Raw genomic sequence first — 18,477 nt, 5'->3', positions numbered from 1 at the left:
TACGGGGAGAAGTGCCCGGCAGGGCGATGAGGGGCGGCGCAAACTTATCAAGATTGTCCGGGTAGCCACATTTTGTTCTTGCTTTGTGCCGGCAGCTATGCTATTAATTTGGGTATGGTGCTAATTGGCTCCAACGACCCGCCCCCCGAGGCGGGTTTTTCATTTCCGGCTTCCGTCACCTCCCACCGACCCTCCCCAACGTTGCCTGCCGACGCCGCCCTTCACATTAAGGCCGGAATTCAGCCTATAAGCGGTCGCACAGGGACATGCCAGACCGGAGCCGCCCCGTCCGGTCGACAATCAAGGACCCGCCATGCCTCGTTCTTTCCTCCATGCCCTGGTCGTGCTGTTGGCCGTCGCGCTGCCGACAACAGCTTCGGCCGATCCGCAATCCTTCACGGGCGAGTATTCGGTGTCGTTCCTCGGCCTCTCCGTGGCCAAAGCGAAATTCTCCAGCCATTACGAGGGCGACACCTATTCTATCGAGGGCAGTGTTTCCGCCGCCGGCCTCGCCACTTTGTTCGACGATACGAAAGGCACGATCTCGTCGAAGGGCAAGATTTCGGGCAAGCAGTTGCAGCCGCAAGCGTTCCACGCCGACTACACGTCCGGCAAGAAGGCATCGATGATCGACATCCAGTTTGCCAACGGCGTCGTCACCTCGACCAAGGTCGTGCCTGAGCCGAAGAAGCGCAATCCCAACAACTGGATACCGCTGGCCGGCAGCCATCTCGTATCGGTCCTCGATCCGATGGCCGCCACCGTCATCCATGCCGACAGCCTCGACCAGGTCTGCGGGCGCACGGTGAAGCTCTATGACGGCGAAATGCGTGCCGATCTGAAACTGACCTACGAGTCCAAAGGCTCGATCTCCGTGGCCGGCTACCAGGGCGATACGGTCACCTGCAGGCTGGGCTTCGAGCCGATGGCCGGCTACCGCAAGAACCGAAAGGCGCTGAACTACCTGAAGAAACGCAGCCGCATCATGGTGACGTTTGCACCGGTCGGCCAAAGCGGCGTATATGCGCCGATCCGCGCCACGGTCAGCACGCAAATCGGCCCGTTGACGATCAGCGCGGAGCGGTTCGAAGCGAACGAATAGGCGTGATGGTGCGCCGCCAACGGCATGGGGGCGACGGGTATGGCGCGCGCAACACTGATCGGCTTCTCCGCAGTCGCCATGTGGGCGCTGCTGGCGCTGCTTACCGATGCTTCGGGCGCCGTGCCGCCGTTCCTGCTTTCGGCAATCACCTTTACGATCGGCACCTGCGTCGGGCTGGTTGCCCGGCTGTTCATGCCGGCAGCCGGCGGCGCCGCGAAGATACCACGCAAAGTCTGGGTGATCGGCATTGCCGGCCTGTTCGGCTATCACTTCTTCTATTTCACCGCGCTGCGCAATGCGCCGGCCGTCGAGGCCAGCCTGATCGCCTATCTGTGGCCGCTGCTGATCGTGCTCGGATCGGCGCTGATGCCGGGCGAGCGGCTGGCCTGGAATCACGTCGCCGGCGCGCTGCTCGGCCTTGCCGGCACTGTCCTGATCGTCACCAAGGGCGGCGGGCTTGCCTTCGACGCGCGTTATGCCTTCGGCTATGCCATGGCCGGCGTCTGTGCGCTGCTGTGGTCGTCCTATTCGCTGTTGTCGCGGCGCTTCCCGTCGGTGCCGACCAGCATCGTCACCTGGTTCTGCGCCGCCACCGCGGCCCTTTCGCTCGTCTGCCATCTGTTGCTTGAACAGACGGTGCTGCCCGCCGGCGCCGGCCAGTGGCTGGCCGTGCTCGGCCTCGGTCTGATGCCGGTGGGGGCGGCGTTCTATGCCTGGGACATCGGCGTCAAGCGCGGCAACATCCAGGTGCTGGGGGCAGCAAGCTATGCCGCGCCGCTGCTGTCCACCCTGGTGCTGATCGCCGCCGGCTTCGCCGAGCCGTCATGGCGCATCCTCGCCGCCTGCGTGCTGATCACCGGCGGCGCGGCACTGGCGGCGAAATCGCTGTTCCTGGGCAAGAGGGCCACGAGCGAGGCAAACGCATGATGCCGTTTCCCGGCGGCATCGATGCCAATGCCAATGCGACGCTGGTATTTTCGCTGGCGGCGGCGGTGATTTACGCGTTCAGCCTCGGCATGCGGCCGCGTCTTTCGCGGTCGGCGGCAAGGACATTGGCGGTTGCGCTGTTGGCGGTGCTGGTCGTGCAGCAGGGCGGCCCATGGCTGCTCGTCGCCGCGCTCGGCGTCAGCGCCGTCGGCGACGCCTTCCTGTCACGCGACGGCGAGAAGGCATTTCTTGCCGGCACCGCCAGTTTTCTTGCCGCGCATATGCTTTACGTCGTGCTGTTCCTGCGTGCCGGCGGCGGCCCCGGGCTGCTTTCGGCCGAGCCGTGGCGGGCAGCGATCGTGCTGGCGATGTTCGTGTCGGTGCTGACCATGCTTTTCGCGCTCCGGCGCCGCGTCGGCCCCGCCTTGCGTTTGCCGATCGGTGTGCATGCCCCGGCACTGCTTGCCATGGGCATTACGGCGCTCACCCTGAACAGCGTCGGGGTCGTCGGCGGCGTCGTCCTGCTCATGCTGTCCGACGGGCTGCTCGCCGCGGAAAAGTTCCTGCTGCCCGTCATCTCGCCGCGCCGCATCTGGATGCGCCATGGGATCTGGGCGCTGTATTACGTCGGCCAGCTGGCGATCACGCTGGGTTTCCTGCTGGGCTAGGTGTGCCTAAAGCGCGTCGCGTTCGATCGGCTTCATGCGACGCGCTTTAGGTTCTTGTTCTTAATGCATGTCGTTATCGCAAAACCGCTGCACACTTTTGCGCGACATACATTAGGGCGTTCCCGGCAGCCAGCCTGGTTCGGCAAGTTCGAAGGCGGCGAAATCGAAACCCGGCGCCACGGTGCAGCCGACCAGGGTCCATTCGCCGAGGCTGCGTGCCGACTGCCACCAGCCTGCCGGCACGACGATCTGCGGCCGCTCGCCAGCGGCAAGCGCCGTACCGAGGATCTCCTCGATGACGGGACCGCCTTCTCGATGTATCGACAGCGCCAGCGGCGCGCCGTCATAGAAATGCCAGACCTCGGCCGCGTCCTTGACCCGGTGCCAGGCCGACAATTGGTCCTTCTCGAGGAGGAAATAGATCGCCGTCGAATGGCCTCGGGTGCCTGCCGCGCCGTCGCGAAAGGTCTCGGCATACCAGCCGCCTTCAGGATGCGGCTTCAGGCCGAGCAGGGCGATGATTTCGGCGGAACTGGTCATGGCCCTAGCTCCTGGCGCCGCTCAGAAATTGTCCTTGCGCTTGCGGATCTCGGCGAACACTTCGGCGTCGGAGGCCTTCTCCAGGCCGAGATGCCTGCGGATCGCCGGATCGTGCCAGCGCAGGAACGGATTGGTCGACAGTTCCTCGCCGATCGTCGTCGGCAGCGTCGGTTTGCCGTCGGCGCGCAGCGCCTCGACTTTCGCGGCGCGCTCTTTCAGCGCCGAATTGGTCGGGTCGACGGTCAGCGCGAAACGGGCGTTGGCCAGCGTATACTCATGGCCGCAATAGACGACCGTGTCGGCCGGCAGCGCCGCGAGCTTCTTCAGGGATTCGTACATCACCGGCGGCTTGCATTCGAGCAGCCGCCCACAGCCGAGCGCAAACAGAGTGTCGGCGGCGAATGCCACTTTCGACGCCGGCAGATGATAGGTGACATGGCCGGCGGTATGGCCGGGTGTGGCGATGACCTCGATCCGCTCGTCGCCGAGGTGGACGACCGAGCCTTGCTCGACGGTTTCGTCAATGCCGGGAATCTTTGCCTTTTCGGCTTCCGGCCCGACGATGCGCAGCTTGAAGCGCTCCTTCAGCGCCAGATTGGCCTCGACATGGTCGAGATGGTGGTGAGTGGTCAGGATCATCGTCGGGGTCCAGCCGGTGCGCTTGATCGCTGCCAGGATCGGCGCCTCCTCGGGCGCATCGATGAGCGCCGTCTGACCGCTTTTGGGGTCATGCACCAGCACACCGAAATTGTCGCTGCGGCACATGAATTGTTCGATCTCGACCGGCATCATATCTCTCCGTTTATAGGCGCAGACATAGGGCGCCTGCCAGCCGATGTCATCTGCCTTTGTTGAACTTGGACTGCTTCGAAGCTACCGTTCCGCCCATGCATTCAGACATTGTCGATCTCCGTTCGTTTTATTCGACCACGCTCGGCCGCCTGGCCGAACGCTCGATCACCATGGCGCTGTCCTCGATATGGGCCGTCGTGCCCAACGAGCGGCTGGTCGGCCTCGGCTACACCTTGCCGTGGCTGGAGCGCTTCGGCAGCGATGCCGAGCGTGTCTTTGCCTTCATGCCGGCGACGCAGGGCGCGGTGGTCTGGCCGGCGACCGGGCCGACGGCGACCGCCCTGGTCTTCGACGAGGAACTGCCGTTGGTCGATTCCTGCATCGACCGCATGCTGCTCGTCCATTCGCTCGAACATGTCGAGAACCCGCGCGAGACGCTGAACGAGATCTGGCGGGTGCTGTCGCCGGCCGGCCGTGTCGTCATCGTCGTGCCCAACCGGCGCGGCGTCTGGGCGCGCTTCGAGCATACGCCTTTCGGCAATGGCCGACCGTTCTCGCGCGGCCAGCTCACCGAATTGCTGCGCGAAGCGAATTTCACGCCGGCGGCGTGGTCCGATGCGCTGTTCTTCCCGCCGTCGCCGCGACGTTTCATGATGCAGTTTCACAATGTGCTGGAACGCGCCGGCCGGCGCTTCTGGCCGATCTTTTCGGGCGTTATCGTCGTCGAGGCGCAGAAGCGGCTCTATCAAGGCGTGCCGGTTGCCCAGCGCGCGTCCCGCCGTGTCTTCGTGCCGGTTCTCTCGCCGCATGGCGCGCCGACGCTTGGCCGGCTGTCGCGGACCGAACGTCTGGCGCCGCCAAGATGACGCGTTCGTGATCCGACGCAGGCTTTTTCTCACCTATCTGTCGCGGACAGGTTGGCTGCCCGATTGAAGGCATACGCGGTCGATTCTATGACCGGGTTTCAGCACCGCTTCCGAATGCAAGGATCCACTCATGGCTGATCTTCCGGATGTCGACGCCAGTGCCCAGAAGCTTGCCACGTCGATTGAAGCCAGCAGCCTGCGTGAGCAGCTGGCAACAATCAAATTGGCGCTGACCACCTCGCCAGTGCGAAAGCAATTGTTTTGGGCCGCGATCGGCATCGTCGCAGTCATCGTGGCGAGCTCGATCGGGCAGATTCTGCTCAATCGCTGGAACCAGCCTTTCTACGACGCGCTGGCGCGGCGCGACATGCCGGCTTTCCTGCATCAGCTTCTGGTCTTTGCCGGCATCGCCGGCGGGCTTGTGGTGCTCAATGTCGGCCAGACCTGGCTCGACCAGATGCTCCGCCTGAAGCTGCGCGAGGCGCTGACGCTGGACCTGATCGACGAATGGATGCGGCCGGCGCGTGCCTTCCGGCTGACCCATGCCGGCGCCATCGGCGTCAATCCCGACCAGCGCCTGCAGCAGGATGCCGGGCATCTCTCCGATCTTTCCACCGGCCTCGGCATCGGCCTGCTGCAGTCCTGCATCCTGCTTGCCTCCTTTGTTGGGGTTCTGTGGTCGCTGTCTTCCGGCTTCGTCTTCCATATAGGCGGCCATTCGCTGGCCATACCCGGCTACATGGTCTGGGCGGCGATCCTTTATGCCGGCACCGCCTCCTGGTTGAGCTGGCTGGTCGGGCGGCCGCTGATCCGCTTCAACAACGATCGCTATACGCGTGAAGCGGAGCTGCGCTCCTCGGTGGTTCGCGTCAACGAGAACGTCGATGCCATCGCGCTGGCGCATGGCGAGGCCGATGCCAGGCGCCGGCTCGAATTCGATCTCGGCATGGTGCTGGGCGCCATGCGGCGCATCTACAGCGCCCAGATCAATCTTTCCTGGGTTACCGACACCTATGGCTGGATCACTGTCGTCGCGCCGATCCTGGTCGCCTCACCAGTCTATTTTGCCGGCGATATCAGCTTTGGCGGCTTGATGATGGCAGTCGGCGCTTTCAACCAGGTGCATTCCTCGCTGCGCTGGTTCATCAACAATATCGGCGGCATCGCCGATTGGCGCGCTACGCTGATGCGGGTCGCCGACTTCCGCATCGCGCTTGGCGACACCGACGCGCTGCACCATACGGAAAGGCGCATTTCGTTCGGCGAAAACCCGGACGGCAGCCTGACCTTCGAGAAACTCGAGATCGCCTCGCCGGAGGGATGCACCAAGCTTGCCGAGCCGCATGTCGAAATCCGCGCCGGCGACCGGGTCATGATCACCGGAGATCCGGGCGCCGGCAAGACGCTGTTTTTCCGGGCCATTGCCGGTCTGTGGCCATGGGGCAGCGGACGGATCGGCATGCCGGCCGGAGAAGCGCCGATCTTTGTTCCGCGTACCCCCTATTTCCCGCTCGGCAAGCTGCGCGAGGTGCTCAACCATTCAGACGGCGCGGCGGAGGCGAGCGATGCCCAGATTTCGGAGGTGCTGGCCGATGTCGGGCTGCAACGCCTGTCGTCCTCGCTCGATCGCTCGGCGCGCTGGGAGCGTGAGCTCAGCGACGACGAGCAGCGTCTGCTGGCCTTTGCCAGGTTGGCCTTGCGACGGCCGAAATGGGTGATCATCGACGAGGCGCTGGACGCGTTCGACGGCCCAACGCTGAGGCAAGTGCTGTCGATGCTGGAAAAGCGCCTTCCCGACGCCGCGATCCTCAATATCGGCCGCGGCCAGCACAATGCCCGCTTCTTCCGGCGGGCGTTGACCATCGTCAAGGATACCGGCCAACCGCCACTCAAGCCGGCCCGTATCAGGGCAGGTGCCATCGAACCGCCCCCGGCTATCGCTTCGGCTGGCCGAAAGAAATAGAAGGCAAGCTTTATTTCGCCGCGATCGCGGCGAAAAACTGTCGCGATCGTTTCAGATGGGAACGTTCCGATCGGCCATGCTTGATGCTCTCGCCCTGCTCGCCTGCCTTGCCTGCACCCCGGCGGCACCTGCGGCCGCGCCGGCCAATGCAATTGCCGTCGATGTCGAGCTGGTGCTGGCCGTCGACATCTCGCAGTCGATGGATGAAAGGGAATTTGCCCTGCAGCGCGCCGGCTATGTCGCGGCACTGCGCCACCCCGACTTCATCAACGCCGTGCGTGCCGGCACCTCCGGCCGCATCGCCATCGCCTATTTCGAATGGGCCGGCACCATCCGCGACGATGGGGTCATTGGCTGGCAGGTCGTCGACAGCAAGGAAAGCGCCAACGCTTTCGCCGACAAGATCGCGGCCCGCCCGTTCAGGAGCTTTCGCGGCACCTCGATCTCCGGTGCAGTGTCCTTCGGCGCCGAGCTTTTCAACGGCACGGCCTTCACCGGCAAACGCCGCGTCATCGACGTCTCGGGCGACGGCCCAAACAACACCGGCTTGCCGGTCACAGCGGCACGCGATGCGGCGCTGGCGAAGGGTATTATCATCAACGGGCTGCCGATCCTGATCAGCCCGTCACCCACCTTCAGCCATCTCGACCGGTATTATGCCGAATGCGTTACCGGCGGGCCAGGCTCGTTCGTGCTGCCGATCTATGCTGCGTCCGAATTCGCCACCGCCACTCGCCGCAAACTGATCCTCGAGGTCAGCGGAATCGAGTATCCCAAGGTGGATCCGAGGACGATCCGCATCGACGCACCGATCGACTGCCTGCAAGGCGAGCGCGACCGGCGGTTTTTCTCAGACCCATACTTCCCGGAACTCGACCGATGAGGCTGGCCCAGGCGTAGGCTAGGCTGGTGGCAGGCCGAAGGCCGGGAACAGAGATGGCCCGAGCGGCCCTATGAAGATCGTCAAGGAAGCGATCCCGCCCTCGGCTGCGTCGAACACATGCAGGGAATGGGCCCGCCATTCAGGGCCATCGTGGCTGCGGGAATAAACCCCGACCGCCGGCTGGGCATTGGCCCGGGTGGCCAGCGTGCGGAAGCCGCCAAACCTCGGCCAGACGGTCTCGAAGAAACCGCGGATCGCTTCGCGGCCTTGGTACCATTCGCGCCAGGGCGGCATTGTATAGATGGCGTCCTCGCGCAGCAGCTCGATCAAGCTGTCGAGATTGGCGGCCTGCCAGGCCTGCATGTAGCGTTCGAGAAGCAGGCCTTCTTCGGGGCTGGGCCGTGATCGGCTGGCCGGCCGTCCCTGAGGATAGCGCGCCGCCAGCGTTGCGCGGGCGCGCTGCAACGCGCTGTTGATCGAAGCCGTCGATCCACCCAGCAAACGCGCCGTCTCGACAGCCGACCATCCGAGGACGTCGGCAAGCAGCAGCGCGGCGCGCTGCCTGGGCGGCAGGTCCTGGATGGCGGCGACGAAGGCGAGCTGGACGGCCTCGCGGCTCTCGTAACGGGCTTCCGGACCTGGCTCGCTGCCGGCAATGTCTGGAAGCTCGGCGTCGGGGTAGGGCTCCAGCCAGGCGATGTCGGCTACCGGCCCGCCTATGGCCGCCCCGTGCGAGGGCGGCCGCCCGAGTTCCCGGAGAACGCGACGCGCCCTCGACCTCGCCTTGATGGCGTTGAGGCAAGCGTTGGTGGCAATCATGTAGAGCCAACCGCGAACCGAACCCCGCCCGTCGAACTCCGACCTGGCGCGCCAGGCGCGAAGCAACGTGTCCTGGACGAGGTCGTCGGCCTCGTGCAGCGAACCCATCATGCGATAGCAATGCAGCTTGAGCTCGCGGCGATGCGCCGCCGTGACCTTCTCGAAGGCCAGCCGATCGAGGATCGGCTGGCCTGCTGGTTCCAGAGGCGGCTGAGCGTCTGTCATGCGGCTTGTGCGGTTACGAGTGAGCGTTGCATTACGCGCGCCTCAGGCGGCCGGGGCAAGCCCGCTCCCGCTCACCATGAAGGAACTGCCTTGCGGCTGGCCGGTGGCGAGTGCGACCACCGCCCGCCCGACATCGGCCGGCGTTTGCATGTCGGTCATGGCGGCGATGAAGTCCGCCGGCTGGATGCCCATATAGGCCGCGATGCTTTCGACGCCGGCCTTGCCGACGCCGGTCTCCGGCATGATGCGCATCGGCGCGAGCGCCATGAAGCGCAGGCCGAGGCCAAGCCGGTCGGCCTCCTTCTGGCTATGACCGGCGAGGAACATCTGCATGCGTTTTGCGCCGGCATAGCCACCGGCGTTCGGTGGTCCGCCGGTCAAGGCCGCGCCGCTGGAGATCAGAACGATCCGGGTTCCCGGCTTGAGCGGACGCCGCAGAGCGGCCCGGCAAAACAGAAACGACGCCTTGACGTCCGTGTCCCAGTTTGCCGAGAACGCCTTCCAGTTCTGTTCATGCACGGGCGCAGAAGGCGCCAGCGCACCTGCGCAGATCACCAGCACGTCCGGCTCCAGCGCGGCGAAGACCTTGTCGGGGGCGGAGTCCACTGTCGCATCGACCGCGAGCGTCTTTACGCCCGAAACCTCCCAGGCAAATTGCGCCAGGGCCTGTTTCCCGCGGGCAACGGCCAGCACCGTCGCTCTCTCCTTGAGGGCAGCCTCTGCAATCGAGCGGCCGACACCACGGCTGCCTCCGACAACGACGACATTCTGATTTCGCAACGATCCCATGGATCACTCTCTTTTTCCCGGGCGCCGGACCATCCAGGCGCGCTCATCGATAAGGACAGCGCAGGTGGGTGGAAATCATCGGTGCCAGGCGGAAATATCTTTCAGCTGACGGCAGCGGCGCGTCGGTTTTGTATTCAGTGTCATTACCTCGGGGGTAATCGACCTGTGCGCGACGTCTCGGCAGACTGCTCCCATCAAGCCGATTGTCCGGCTTTCGACCATCAGGGAGTTACGCCATGACCGCCTACGCCGTCGCCCATATGCGCCAGGTCACACCGGGGCCGCAGATCGTCGAGTACCTGCACAAGATCGATGCCACGCTGGAGCCGTTTGGCGGGCGCTTCATCGTGCATGGCAGCGAGGTGGAAGTCGTTGAAAACACCTGGCCGGGCTACCTCATAATCATCGAGTTTCCAGACAGGCAGCAGGCGCGCGCATGGTACCGCTCGCCCGCCTATCAGGAGATCTTGCCGCTGCGCACCGAGAATTCCCAGTCCGATGTGGTCTTCGTCGACGGCGTCCAGCACCCGCACAAGGCCACCGACGTTCTCGAATAGGGGGACGATCTGCTAAGGTTGGCTTTTATCGTTTCAACAGGAACACCGCCTGCTGGCCGAAAAAGTTCCAGAACCACCAAGGCATCGAGAAGCCGATCCGCTGGCCGTTGGCGTCCAGCGCGGTGGCCTTTTCCACCGTCGCGCCAAGCTCGTCGCATAGATTGACGAAATCGCGAATGGTGCAGAAATGGATGTTGGGCGTGTCGTACCAGGAATAGGGCAGGTCCTTGGTCACCGGCATGCGGCCGTTGAAGAGCAGCGAAAAGCGCACCCGCCAATGGCCGAAATTGGGGAAGGAGACGATGGCGCGATTGCCGATCCGGAGTAACTCGTCGAGCACCAGCTTCGGATTGCGGGTCGCCTGCAAGGTCTGCGACAACACGACGAAATCAAAACCCTTGTCGGGATAGAATTGGAGATCCTTGTCGGCATCGCCCTGGATGACCGACAGGCCCCGCGCCACGCATTCGTTGACGCCGCGCTGCGACAGTTCCAGCCCGCGGCCGTCGACCTTCTTGGTCTCCTGCAGCAATTCGAGCAGCAGGCCGTCGCCGGAACCGACGTCCAGCACCCGCGACTGCGGCGGGATGAGGTCGGCGACGACTTCGAGGTCGACGCGCTGGGCGCGGTTGACGCTCATGCGTTCGGCTCCTACCTGGCGCATGGACCTGATCCGAAAAGTCTGCAACTTGTCGGGGTCATGCGCTGATGCCTGGCGCATGGTCCTGATCCGAACAGTCCGCAACCTTCCGAGGTCATGCGCCGAGCCCTCTCGCCCGCGCGGCCGAGGCGATGAAGCCTCTGATGGCGGCGAACAGTTCCGGCTCGTCGAGCAGGAAGGCGTCGTGGCCGCGGTCGGTCTCGATCTCGACGAACGAGACCGAGGCGCCGGCCGCGTTCAGCGCGTGCACGACCGAGCGGCTCTCCTCGGTCGGGAACAGCCAGTCGCTGGTGAACGAAACCAGGCAGAAGCGCGTCTTGGTGCCGGCGAAGGCATCGGCCAGCCGGCCGCCATGGTCGGCGGCGAGATCGAAATAGTCCATCGCCCGGGTCATGTAGAGATAGGAGTTGGCATCGAAGCGATCGACGAAGGTCATGCCCTGATGGCGCAGATAGCTCTCGATCTGGAAGTCGGCATCGAAGCCGAAGGTCAGCGCTTCGCGGTCCTGCAGGTTGCGGCCGAACTTGCGGTGCAGCGCTGCTTCCGACAGATAGGTGATGTGGGCGGCCATGCGCGCCACCGCCAGCCCTTTTTCCGGCCGCTTGCCATGCTCGAAATATTTGCCGCCGTGCCAGTCGGGGTCGGCCATCACTGCCTGCCTGCCGACCTCGTGGAAAGCGATGTTCTGCGAGGAATGGCGGGCGCCGGTGGCGATCGGCAGCGCCGAGAAGACGCGCTCGGGATAGCTGGAGGCCCATTGCAGCACCTGCATGCCGCCCATCGAGCCGCCCAGCACGCTGAACAGCTGTTCGATGCCGAAATGCTCGACCAGCATCAGCTGCGCCCGCACCATGTCGCGGATGGTGATGATCGGCAGGTCGAGCCCGTAAGGCTTGGCGGTGGCGGGATTGGTCGAGGCGGGGCCGGTGGAGCCGAGGCAGCCGCCGATGACGTTTGACGAGATGACGAAGAAACGATCGGTGTCGATGATCTTGCCGGGGCCGATCAGCACTTCCCACCAGCCTGGCTTGCCGGTCACGGGATTGGTGTTGGCGACGTGCTGGTCGCCGGTCAGCGCATGGCAGACGAGGATGGCGTTGGAGCGCGCATCGTTGAGCGTGCCATAGGTCTGGTAGGCGATCTGGAACGGCGACAGCAGCGTGCCGGCGTCGAGCTTGAGCGGCTTGTCGGCGCCGAAACGCAACACCGGGCTCGACGGCTGGTCGGCCTCGTTGTTGGTTTTTCGCGCGCGCAAAGCGACCATCACATCTCCTTGCCCGGCCTTCAGTTGTCCACCGGTCTGGGCAACAGCCAGTCAGGGCAACAAAAAACCGGCCATGCCTTCGCAAAGCCGGTTACAAGATGCAAACGGCCCTTTAGCAAGTTGTTTAACGTGGCTGCAAGCCGACCGGCCAAATCACCACGGAACTTTCGCTGCTCTTCTAGGACCGACGCATGGCTTCGTCAACGGCAAGTTCTTGATCCCGAATTGCCGCCCCTCGACATTCCGGGCCACGGCTTGTATTTCCGCTGCGGCTTCCGGATGGAGGCACTCTCGACGGATTTCATGAAATGAGCCAGACACCGGATCAGACACGTCCAAGGCCCCGCGCCGGCATCATGGACATCGAAGCCTATGTGCCCGGCAAGAGCGCGGCGCCTGAAGGTGTCGCCAAGGTCCACAAATTGTCGGCGAACGAGAACCCGCTCGGTCCTTCGCCAAAGGCAATAGAGGCCGCGCGCGCGGTCGCCGACAAGCTCGCGGTCTATCCCGACGGCAGCGCCAGGCGCTTGAGGGAAGCGATCGCCGAGGTGCACGGGCTCAACCCGGCGAACATCGTCTGCTCCAACGGCTCCGACGAGATTCTGGGCCTGCTGGCGCAGACTTACCTCGCGCCCGGCGATGAAGCCATCATCACCGAACATGGCTTCATGGTCTACAAGATCTACATACAGTCGGCCGGTGCCGTCCCGGTAACGGTCAAGGAGACCGATGAACGCGCCGATATCGATGCGATCCTCGCCGCGGTGACGCCGCACACCAGGGTCATATTCCTTGCCAATCCAAACAATCCAACCGGCACGTACGTGCCGTTCCATGAGGTGCGCCGCCTGCATGCCGGCCTGCCGCGAAACGTGCTTCTGGTGCTGGATGCAGCTTACGCCGAATATGTCCGGCGCAACGACTATGAAGCCGGCGTCGAGTTGGTGGGCAGCGCGGAAAACGTGGTCATGACCCGCACTTTCTCGAAATTGGGCCTGGGCGGCGCGCGGATCGGCTGGATGTATGCGCCAATGCACGTCATCGACGCGATCAACCGCGTGCGGGGACCCTTCAACGTCAATGCGACGGCGATCGAGGCGGGCATCGCGGCGATCCGCGACCGCGCCCACATCGAACGCAGCGTCGCGCATAACGAGACCTGGCTGGCTTGGCTGAGCGAGCAATTGGCGGGGCTTGGGTTGCGGGTGACGCCGAGCGTCGGCAATTTCATCCTCATACACTTTCCCGAGGACAAAAAGCATTCGGCGGCGGCCGCCGACGACTACCTCAGCCAGCGCGGCTACATATTGCGACGCGTTTCCGGCTACGGTTTTCCCAACGCGCTGCGCATGAGCATCGGCACCGAAGAGGCCAATCGCGGCGTTGTCGCAGCACTCGCGACATTCCTGAAAAGCTAGAGCACCATGACGTCACCGATGTTCGAAAAGATCGCGCTGGTCGGCATCGGCCTGATCGGCTCGTCGCTGGCCCGCGTCATCCGCCGCGAGGGGCTCGCCGGCCAAGTCGCGATTTCGACGCGCAGCGACGCGACGCTGGCACGGGCGAGCCAACTCGGCCTTGGCGACACCTACACGACGGATGCGAAAGAGGCGGTTCGCGACGCTGATCTGGTTGTCGTTTCGGTGCCGGTCGGCTCTTCGGGTGCCATCGCAGCGGAGATCGCACCGGCGCTGAAAAAGGGCGCCATCCTCACCGATGTCGGCTCAACGAAGGCCTCGGTCATCGCGCAGATGCAGCCGCATGTGCCTGATGGCGTGCACTTCATCCCCGGCCATCCTTTGGCCGGCACCGAAAAATCGGGACCGGATGCCGGTTTTGCCGAACTGTTCGAGAACCGCTGGTGCATTTTCACGCCGCTGCCCGGCACCGATCCCGCCGCACTGGAAAAGCTCTCGGAATTCTGGCGCCGCTGCGGCTCCAACATCGACACGATGGACCCGCAGCATCACGACATGACGCTGGCCATCGTTTCGCACCTGCCGCACATCATCGCCTATAACATCGTCGGTACCGCCGATGATCTGGAGTCGGTGACCAAGTCCGAGGTCATCAAATACTCGGCTTCCGGCTTTCGCGACTTCACCCGTCTCGCGGCGTCCGACCCGACCATGTGGCGCGACGTCTGCCTGCACAACAAGGACGCCATCCTCGAAATGCTGGCGCGGTTTTCCGAGGATCTGTCCTCGCTGCAGCGGGCGATCCGCTGGGGCGACGGCGAAAAGCTGTTCGACCTGTTCACCCGCACCCGCGCCGTCCGCCGCTCGATCATCGAGGCCGGCCAGGACATCGACGTACCGGATTTCGGTCGCCAGGCAGTCGAACACCCGCCGAAGGGATAAGCCGCGGCAGGCCGGTCGCAGGCCAGACCGCCTACACCGGTCCATCGTTTCACGGGAACGCCGAACCGCTCTATCTTTTTGTTTTGACGCAATTCCGGACGGAAAACCGTTTCATACTAGTCGAGCGGCTTGATCTTGCCGAGCGGGATGAAGCCGAGCGTGGCCTTGCCCCTGACGATCTTCAGCGGCATCGACGGCTGGTTGCCGAGCAGCGCCAGTCCGGCAAAGCCGGTTTGGATCTCTTTCTTCTGCTCGGGGATGGCGGTGGCGAGGATCGCCGCCACGGCCTTTGGATCATTGAGCCTGATCGTCAGCTCGGCATTTATGAGACCGTCGTCATCGACCGACAGCGGTCCGGAAACGGTGATGCGCGCAGTTCCGGACGACAGATCGAGCTGGTGGATTTCCGCCGCCTGGCCGCGCAGGCTCTTCGGATTTGCCTTGATCAGCGTCACGCCGTTCTTCAGCGTCACGTCGCCGCTGCCGTCGAGCGGCGGCAAGACGCGCCCGTCGATGGCCGCCGCGTCGATTTCAAGATCGGTGAAATTGCCGGCATAGTCGATATCCGGGCCGTTCGGGCGCAATTGTCCGCTGGCGGTTCCGGCGCTGAACAGCGAGACGGGATCGGTGTCGTCTGCCGGATCGGTCTGGCCGGACAGGCCTTCGGCCTGCAACGACAGCCGCCTCGGCAGCGGCCAGGACAGCTTCATGTCGGCCCGCAGATCATCCCAGTCGATCCACAGCGGGGTCATGCCGGGAACAGAGGTCCTGAGCGGCCCCCTGAGCTCGGCGGCAGGCGACAAAAGCCGCGTGATCTGCGTGGCGGCGTTGATCTTGCCTGTCGATGCCGCGACGTTGCGGCTGTCGTCCTCGTAAGCCAGGCTGTCGCAGGAAAGGGTGAAGCTGAAGGGATAGCCGCTGACCGCGAGATTGGCGCAGTCGGCCTTGATGCCCTTGCCGTCGAGATCGGCAACCGCCTTTTCGGTTGCGCTCTCGACGAGGTCCGCCAGGTAAAACCAGCCCGCGCTGTAGATGCCGAACAGCACGAGAACGAAAGCGGCAAGCCACAACAGGCGGCGACGTTGGCTGGGCGGCGGGCGCTCGTCACTTGACGTCATGCGGCGGCTTTCGTTAACGCGGGTGGCACGGGCAGGCTGTCGCTTGCGGCAATAACAGGTAGACGGACTGAAACACCACCGGTGGAGTGGTTCGTCACAATCAGGCTTGGCGATATGGGCGATTTTTGGGTTTTTGGCTACGGCTCACTGATCTGGCGGCCGGGTTTCGCGCATGTCGAGACGCGGCGCGCCCGCCTGCATGGCTACCGCCGTTCGCTCTGCGTCTATTCTTTCGTGCATCGCGGCACGCGCGAACGGCCGGGCCTGGTGCTCGGCCTCGACCGCGGCGGCTCCTGCATCGGGCTGGCGTTCCGGGTTCCAGGCGAGCTGCGCAACGAGGTCATCACCTATCTGCGCGAGCGCGAATTGGTCACCAACGTCTATCTCGAACGTGTGCTCAGTGTTCGCCTCGACAAGAGTGAAACGGATGGGGGCGAGACGGTCGAAGCCGTCGCCTATGTCGTGGACCGCAGTCATGAGCAATATGCCGGTGCGCTCGACCCGGCCGAGGCGGCGACCGTCGTTCGCGGCGCCGTCGGCCAGTCGGGGAGGAATGAGGATTATGTGTTCAGCACGCTGGAGCACCTCGAAGCACTGGGTATAAGCGACCACTGGCTGGAAAACGTGACGAGACGGATCGCGACGTAGCTTCGGTGTCGTGGCCTGTGCTACATCCTGAAAATCTGTTTCCCAAGATCGGCGCGATCCAGGCTGTTTGCCACGGCAAGCTTGAACTCGGTCAGCGCGTGGAGACCGCCGGCAGGAACGTGGAAGCCGGGCTGGCCGAAGGTGTCGATGATCTCGCGTAGGACAGGCCGGTCGGCTTCGGCCGGCGGCGAAAAGAAATAGCGATAGATATTCGCCCTGATCTCGACGCCGCTCAGCAAGACATCGAAATTGTGCAGTTCGAAGCGCTCGGTACTCATGCCGCCATTGATCACCATCTGTCCGCCAAGCGCCAGGGTGCGGATCAATTCGCCGCTGACAGGTCCGCCGACATTGTCGATAATCCCGTTCAATCCGGCGCCGCCGGTGATATCCATCACCGCTTCCCGGATACTTGCCTTCAAGTCCGAAAGGTCAAGAATGGCGGCGCCAAGCGTCTTCAGATCGAAGCTTTGGTGCGAGCGCCGCACCAGCGCGATGACGTTGATGCCGCGTCGTTGGGCGAACTGCATCACCATTGTCGAAATCGACGAATAGCCGGCCGTAATAGCCAGCCACTGGCCGGGCCGCACACGGGAATCCACCATCAGATCCCACGCCGTAATGGGGTTCACCATCTGCCCGGCGCGTTCGACTGGATAGCCAGCAGGCAACGGGATCAGCCATTCGGCGGGAATGGCCGCGTACTCGGCCCAGCTGCCATAATAGCTGAACGCGACAAGCGTGCCCGGTTCCAGCAAGACGTTTGCGCCAACGGCTTCGACGATGCCGGCGCCATGGTTTCCGGCGATCTGCCGGGGAAAATGCGGCTTCTTCGGTTCGGGGTAGAGGTTCTGGATAAACAGGAAGTCGCCCGGATTGATCGAGGCCGAGACCATCCTGACCAGCACATCGCCGTCGCCGATCCGCGGCATCGGCAGGTCATCCACGTAGAGCACGTCGCGCGGCGAACCGATGGCGTCAAATACAATTGCTTTCATGCCGTTCTCCATAACAAACGATCCGAGGCCAACAGTCTGAGCCCAGCCGACGTGCCGAGACTTGCGTCGGCGCGGCGGAACCTACGGTCGGCCGGCAAAAGTCAGAATTGGCAGATTTGACAATCTATGTGCTAAACTTGCCACATCGTTTCTTCAGAGGCTGCTGGTTTGGATATCCCGGACGTGGCGCGGCGGGTCGCGGTTTTGTGAAGCGCCGGTGGGTTGGAAAGGAGGCTATGCGTTTGACGTCGTCGCGGCGCGACATAGGTTAGCCCGGTCGGCGGCTCCCACCCGCCCCAGCATGAATCATCATGGAGATCAGCCTTGCAGAAACGTCGTCTCGGTCGCACCGACCTATCCATCGCGCCGTTGGTTCTGGGCGGCAATGTGTTCGGCTGGACCGCCGATGAGAAAACCTCGTTCGACTTGCTCGACCGCTTTGTCGACGCCGGTTTCAACGCCATCGATACGGCCGATTCCTATTCGCGCTGGATTGCCGGCCACCAGGGCGGCGAATCCGAAACCATCATCGGCAGATGGATGAAGAGCCGCGGCAACCGCGACAAGGTCGTCGTCATCACCAAGGTCGGCTCGGATATGGGGCAGGGCAAAAGGGACCTGTCCGCTGCCTATATCGAAAAGGCCATCGACGCCTCGTTGAAGCGGCTGCAGGTCGACAGCGTCGATCTCTATCTGTCGCACTGGCCCGACCCGGCGACCCCTTATGAGGAAACGTTCGGCGCTTACCAGAAACTGCTCGGCAAAGGAAAAATCCGCTATGCCGGCGCCTCCAACCTCGACGCCGCCCAGTTGCGCGCTGCACTCGACGTAGCAAGCCTGCGCGGCCTGCCGCGCTACGAGGTGCTGCAGCCGGAATACAACCTCTACGACCGCTCGTCCTTCGATGGTCCGCTGCGCGATCTGTGCGTGGCCGAGGACATCGGCGTCATCACCTATTTCAGCCTCGCCAAGGGATTTTTGAGCGGCAAGTACCGCAGCGAAGCCGACCTCGGCAAAAGCCCGCGCGGCGGCGGTGTGAAAGCGTACCTCAATTCGCGCGGCATGCGCATCCTCTCAGCGCTCGATACCGTGTCGGCCAGACATTCGGCCAAGCCGGCGGAAGTGGCGCTTGCCTGGGTCATGGCGCGGCCCGGCGTCACCGCTCCGATCGCCAGCGCGACGACGCTCGTCCAGCTCGACAGCCTGGTGCGTGCCGCGTCGTTGCAGCTCAGCCCGGACGATATCGCCGAGCTCGACAAAGCCAGCGCATAGCCGCGCACGATCGTTCAAGACCGGC

Annotated in this window: 19 protein-coding genes and 1 riboswitch; of the genes, 11 read left to right on the top strand and 8 right to left on the bottom strand. The window is 63.9% G+C overall.

The window, feature by feature from the left end:
• Positions 1–313 precede the first annotated feature (313 nt).
• Genes NKI19_RS02815 through NKI19_RS02805 form a run of 3 tightly spaced genes read left to right on the top strand, consistent with a single transcriptional unit; the run spans position 314 to position 2,697 of the window.
• Positions 314–1,102 (top strand): DUF3108 domain-containing protein, encoded by a 789-nt coding sequence (locus NKI19_RS02815; RefSeq protein ID WP_352564552.1) that lies wholly within the window; start codon positions 314–316, stop codon positions 1,100–1,102.
• Positions 1,103–1,141: 39 nt separating this feature from the next.
• Entirely contained in the window at positions 1,142–2,029 is an 888-nt protein-coding gene (yddG, locus tag NKI19_RS02810; protein ID WP_352489398.1) for an aromatic amino acid exporter YddG, read from the top strand.
• Positions 2,026–2,697 (top strand): lysoplasmalogenase family protein, encoded by a 672-nt coding sequence (locus NKI19_RS02805; RefSeq protein ID WP_352489399.1) that lies wholly within the window; start codon positions 2,026–2,028, stop codon positions 2,695–2,697. Before yddG ends, NKI19_RS02805 begins: the two co-directional genes overlap by 4 nt.
• A 111-nt stretch (positions 2,698–2,808) precedes the next feature.
• Here NKI19_RS02805 and NKI19_RS02800 read toward each other — a convergent pair whose 3' ends face one another.
• Together NKI19_RS02800 and gloB are read right to left on the bottom strand one after the other, a co-directional pair.
• Positions 2,809–3,237 (bottom strand): cupin domain-containing protein, encoded by a 429-nt coding sequence (locus tag NKI19_RS02800; RefSeq protein WP_352483497.1) that lies wholly within the window; start codon positions 3,235–3,237, stop codon positions 2,809–2,811.
• 21 nt (positions 3,238–3,258) lie between these two features.
• Complete coding sequence (gene gloB, locus NKI19_RS02795) at positions 3,259–4,026, bottom strand: hydroxyacylglutathione hydrolase (RefSeq protein ID WP_254816635.1); 768 nt, start codon at positions 4,024–4,026, stop codon at positions 3,259–3,261.
• Between the two features lie 98 nt (positions 4,027–4,124).
• Between gloB and NKI19_RS02790 the strand changes: the two genes are divergently transcribed.
• The 3 genes from NKI19_RS02790 (at position 4,125) to NKI19_RS02780 (ending at position 7,741) form a co-directional block, all read left to right on the top strand.
• On the top strand, positions 4,125–4,895 hold the full coding sequence (locus NKI19_RS02790; protein ID WP_352489400.1) for a class I SAM-dependent methyltransferase: 771 nt from the start codon (positions 4,125–4,127) through the stop codon (positions 4,893–4,895).
• 130 nt (positions 4,896–5,025) lie between these two features.
• Positions 5,026–6,858 carry an ABC transporter ATP-binding protein/permease gene (locus tag NKI19_RS02785; protein ID WP_352489401.1) on the top strand — a complete coding sequence of 611 codons (1,833 nt, stop codon included), beginning with the start codon at positions 5,026–5,028 and terminating at the stop codon, positions 6,856–6,858.
• A 76-nt stretch (positions 6,859–6,934) separates the two neighbouring features.
• Positions 6,935–7,741 carry a DUF1194 domain-containing protein gene (locus NKI19_RS02780; protein WP_352489402.1) on the top strand — a complete coding sequence of 269 codons (807 nt, stop codon included), beginning with the start codon at positions 6,935–6,937 and terminating at the stop codon, positions 7,739–7,741.
• 18 nt (positions 7,742–7,759) lie between these two features.
• On the opposite strand, the gene NKI19_RS02775 is transcribed toward NKI19_RS02780, so the two are convergent.
• Positions 7,760–8,785, bottom strand: a complete 1,026-nt coding sequence (locus NKI19_RS02775; protein ID WP_352489403.1) for an RNA polymerase subunit sigma-70 — start codon at positions 8,783–8,785, stop codon at positions 7,760–7,762.
• A 42-nt stretch (positions 8,786–8,827) separates the two neighbouring features.
• The gene (locus NKI19_RS02770) at positions 8,828–9,574 is read right to left on the bottom strand and encodes an SDR family NAD(P)-dependent oxidoreductase (protein WP_352489404.1); all 747 of its coding nucleotides are present in this window, start codon (positions 9,572–9,574) and stop codon (positions 8,828–8,830) included.
• 236 nt (positions 9,575–9,810) lie between these two features.
• On the opposite strand from NKI19_RS02770, the gene NKI19_RS02765 reads away from it, so the two are divergent.
• On the top strand, positions 9,811–10,131 hold the full coding sequence (locus tag NKI19_RS02765) for a DUF1330 domain-containing protein (protein ID WP_352489405.1): 321 nt from the start codon (positions 9,811–9,813) through the stop codon (positions 10,129–10,131).
• Between the two features lie 25 nt (positions 10,132–10,156).
• Here NKI19_RS02765 and metW read toward each other — a convergent pair whose 3' ends face one another.
• The gene (gene metW / locus NKI19_RS02760) at positions 10,157–10,771 is read right to left on the bottom strand and encodes a methionine biosynthesis protein MetW (RefSeq protein WP_352489406.1); all 615 of its coding nucleotides are present in this window, start codon (positions 10,769–10,771) and stop codon (positions 10,157–10,159) included.
• 115 nt (positions 10,772–10,886) lie between these two features.
• The gene (gene metX / locus NKI19_RS02755) at positions 10,887–12,056 is read right to left on the bottom strand and encodes a homoserine O-acetyltransferase MetX (protein ID WP_352467542.1); all 1,170 of its coding nucleotides are present in this window, start codon (positions 12,054–12,056) and stop codon (positions 10,887–10,889) included.
• Positions 12,057–12,148: 92 nt separating this feature from the next.
• Positions 12,149–12,226, bottom strand: a riboswitch (SAM riboswitch).
• Positions 12,227–12,364: 138 nt separating this feature from the next.
• Here metX and hisC point away from each other — a divergent pair.
• Together hisC and NKI19_RS02745 are read left to right on the top strand one after the other, a co-directional pair.
• Positions 12,365–13,474: a histidinol-phosphate transaminase gene (hisC, locus tag NKI19_RS02750; protein ID WP_352489407.1), complete on the top strand. Its 1,110-nt coding sequence runs from the start codon at positions 12,365–12,367 to the stop codon at positions 13,472–13,474.
• Positions 13,475–13,480: 6 nt separating this feature from the next.
• Positions 13,481–14,416, top strand: a complete 936-nt coding sequence (locus NKI19_RS02745; protein ID WP_352489408.1) for a prephenate/arogenate dehydrogenase family protein — start codon at positions 13,481–13,483, stop codon at positions 14,414–14,416.
• Between the two features lie 116 nt (positions 14,417–14,532).
• On the opposite strand, the gene NKI19_RS02740 is transcribed toward NKI19_RS02745, so the two are convergent.
• The gene (locus tag NKI19_RS02740) at positions 14,533–15,534 is read right to left on the bottom strand and encodes a DUF2125 domain-containing protein (protein WP_352489409.1); all 1,002 of its coding nucleotides are present in this window, start codon (positions 15,532–15,534) and stop codon (positions 14,533–14,535) included.
• Positions 15,535–15,648: 114 nt separating this feature from the next.
• Between NKI19_RS02740 and NKI19_RS02735 the strand changes: the two genes are divergently transcribed.
• Complete coding sequence (locus NKI19_RS02735) at positions 15,649–16,182, top strand: gamma-glutamylcyclotransferase (RefSeq protein ID WP_352489410.1); 534 nt, start codon at positions 15,649–15,651, stop codon at positions 16,180–16,182.
• Between the two features lie 20 nt (positions 16,183–16,202).
• Here NKI19_RS02735 and NKI19_RS02730 read toward each other — a convergent pair whose 3' ends face one another.
• The gene (locus tag NKI19_RS02730) at positions 16,203–17,180 is read right to left on the bottom strand and encodes a quinone oxidoreductase family protein (RefSeq protein ID WP_352489411.1); all 978 of its coding nucleotides are present in this window, start codon (positions 17,178–17,180) and stop codon (positions 16,203–16,205) included.
• 324 nt (positions 17,181–17,504) lie between these two features.
• Between NKI19_RS02730 and NKI19_RS02725 the strand changes: the two genes are divergently transcribed.
• Positions 17,505–18,452 carry an aldo/keto reductase gene (locus NKI19_RS02725; RefSeq protein ID WP_352489412.1) on the top strand — a complete coding sequence of 316 codons (948 nt, stop codon included), beginning with the start codon at positions 17,505–17,507 and terminating at the stop codon, positions 18,450–18,452.
• The last annotated feature ends 25 nt before the right edge of the window (positions 18,453–18,477 follow it).

Origin of the sequence: Mesorhizobium sp. M0751 (assembly GCF_040320265.1) — a bacterium.
In the GTDB taxonomy this organism is placed as follows: Bacteria; Pseudomonadota; Alphaproteobacteria; order Rhizobiales; family Rhizobiaceae; genus Mesorhizobium.
This window is presented reverse-complemented; position numbering and strand designations above follow the sequence as displayed.

What these genes read in the sequence shown, in the direction of transcription:
- NKI19_RS02730 (WP_352489411.1), bottom strand. Translation starts at nt 17,180, where the DNA reads ATGAAAGCAATTGTATTTGACGCCATCGGTTCGCCGCGCGACGTGCTC.
- NKI19_RS02790 (WP_352489400.1), top strand. Translation starts at nt 4,125, where the DNA reads ATGCATTCAGACATTGTCGATCTCCGTTCGTTTTATTCGACCACGCTC.
- NKI19_RS02765 (WP_352489405.1), top strand. Translation starts at nt 9,811, where the DNA reads ATGACCGCCTACGCCGTCGCCCATATGCGCCAGGTCACACCGGGGCCG.
- NKI19_RS02770 (WP_352489404.1), bottom strand. Translation starts at nt 9,574, where the DNA reads ATGGGATCGTTGCGAAATCAGAATGTCGTCGTTGTCGGAGGCAGCCGT.
- NKI19_RS02740 (WP_352489409.1), bottom strand. Translation starts at nt 15,534, where the DNA reads ATGACGTCAAGTGACGAGCGCCCGCCGCCCAGCCAACGTCGCCGCCTG.
- NKI19_RS02800 (WP_352483497.1), bottom strand. Translation starts at nt 3,237, where the DNA reads ATGACCAGTTCCGCCGAAATCATCGCCCTGCTCGGCCTGAAGCCGCAT.
- metW (WP_352489406.1), bottom strand. Translation starts at nt 10,771, where the DNA reads ATGAGCGTCAACCGCGCCCAGCGCGTCGACCTCGAAGTCGTCGCCGAC.
- NKI19_RS02815 (WP_352564552.1), top strand. Translation starts at nt 314, where the DNA reads ATGCCTCGTTCTTTCCTCCATGCCCTGGTCGTGCTGTTGGCCGTCGCG.
- hisC (WP_352489407.1), top strand. Translation starts at nt 12,365, where the DNA reads ATGAGCCAGACACCGGATCAGACACGTCCAAGGCCCCGCGCCGGCATC.
- NKI19_RS02780 (WP_352489402.1), top strand. Translation starts at nt 6,935, where the DNA reads ATGCTTGATGCTCTCGCCCTGCTCGCCTGCCTTGCCTGCACCCCGGCG.
- NKI19_RS02805 (WP_352489399.1), top strand. Translation starts at nt 2,026, where the DNA reads ATGATGCCGTTTCCCGGCGGCATCGATGCCAATGCCAATGCGACGCTG.
- NKI19_RS02785 (WP_352489401.1), top strand. Translation starts at nt 5,026, where the DNA reads ATGGCTGATCTTCCGGATGTCGACGCCAGTGCCCAGAAGCTTGCCACG.
- metX (WP_352467542.1), bottom strand. Translation starts at nt 12,056, where the DNA reads ATGGTCGCTTTGCGCGCGCGAAAAACCAACAACGAGGCCGACCAGCCG.
- yddG (WP_352489398.1), top strand. Translation starts at nt 1,142, where the DNA reads ATGGCGCGCGCAACACTGATCGGCTTCTCCGCAGTCGCCATGTGGGCG.
- NKI19_RS02775 (WP_352489403.1), bottom strand. Translation starts at nt 8,785, where the DNA reads ATGACAGACGCTCAGCCGCCTCTGGAACCAGCAGGCCAGCCGATCCTC.
- NKI19_RS02745 (WP_352489408.1), top strand. Translation starts at nt 13,481, where the DNA reads ATGACGTCACCGATGTTCGAAAAGATCGCGCTGGTCGGCATCGGCCTG.
- gloB (WP_254816635.1), bottom strand. Translation starts at nt 4,026, where the DNA reads ATGCCGGTCGAGATCGAACAATTCATGTGCCGCAGCGACAATTTCGGT.
- NKI19_RS02735 (WP_352489410.1), top strand. Translation starts at nt 15,649, where the DNA reads ATGGGCGATTTTTGGGTTTTTGGCTACGGCTCACTGATCTGGCGGCCG.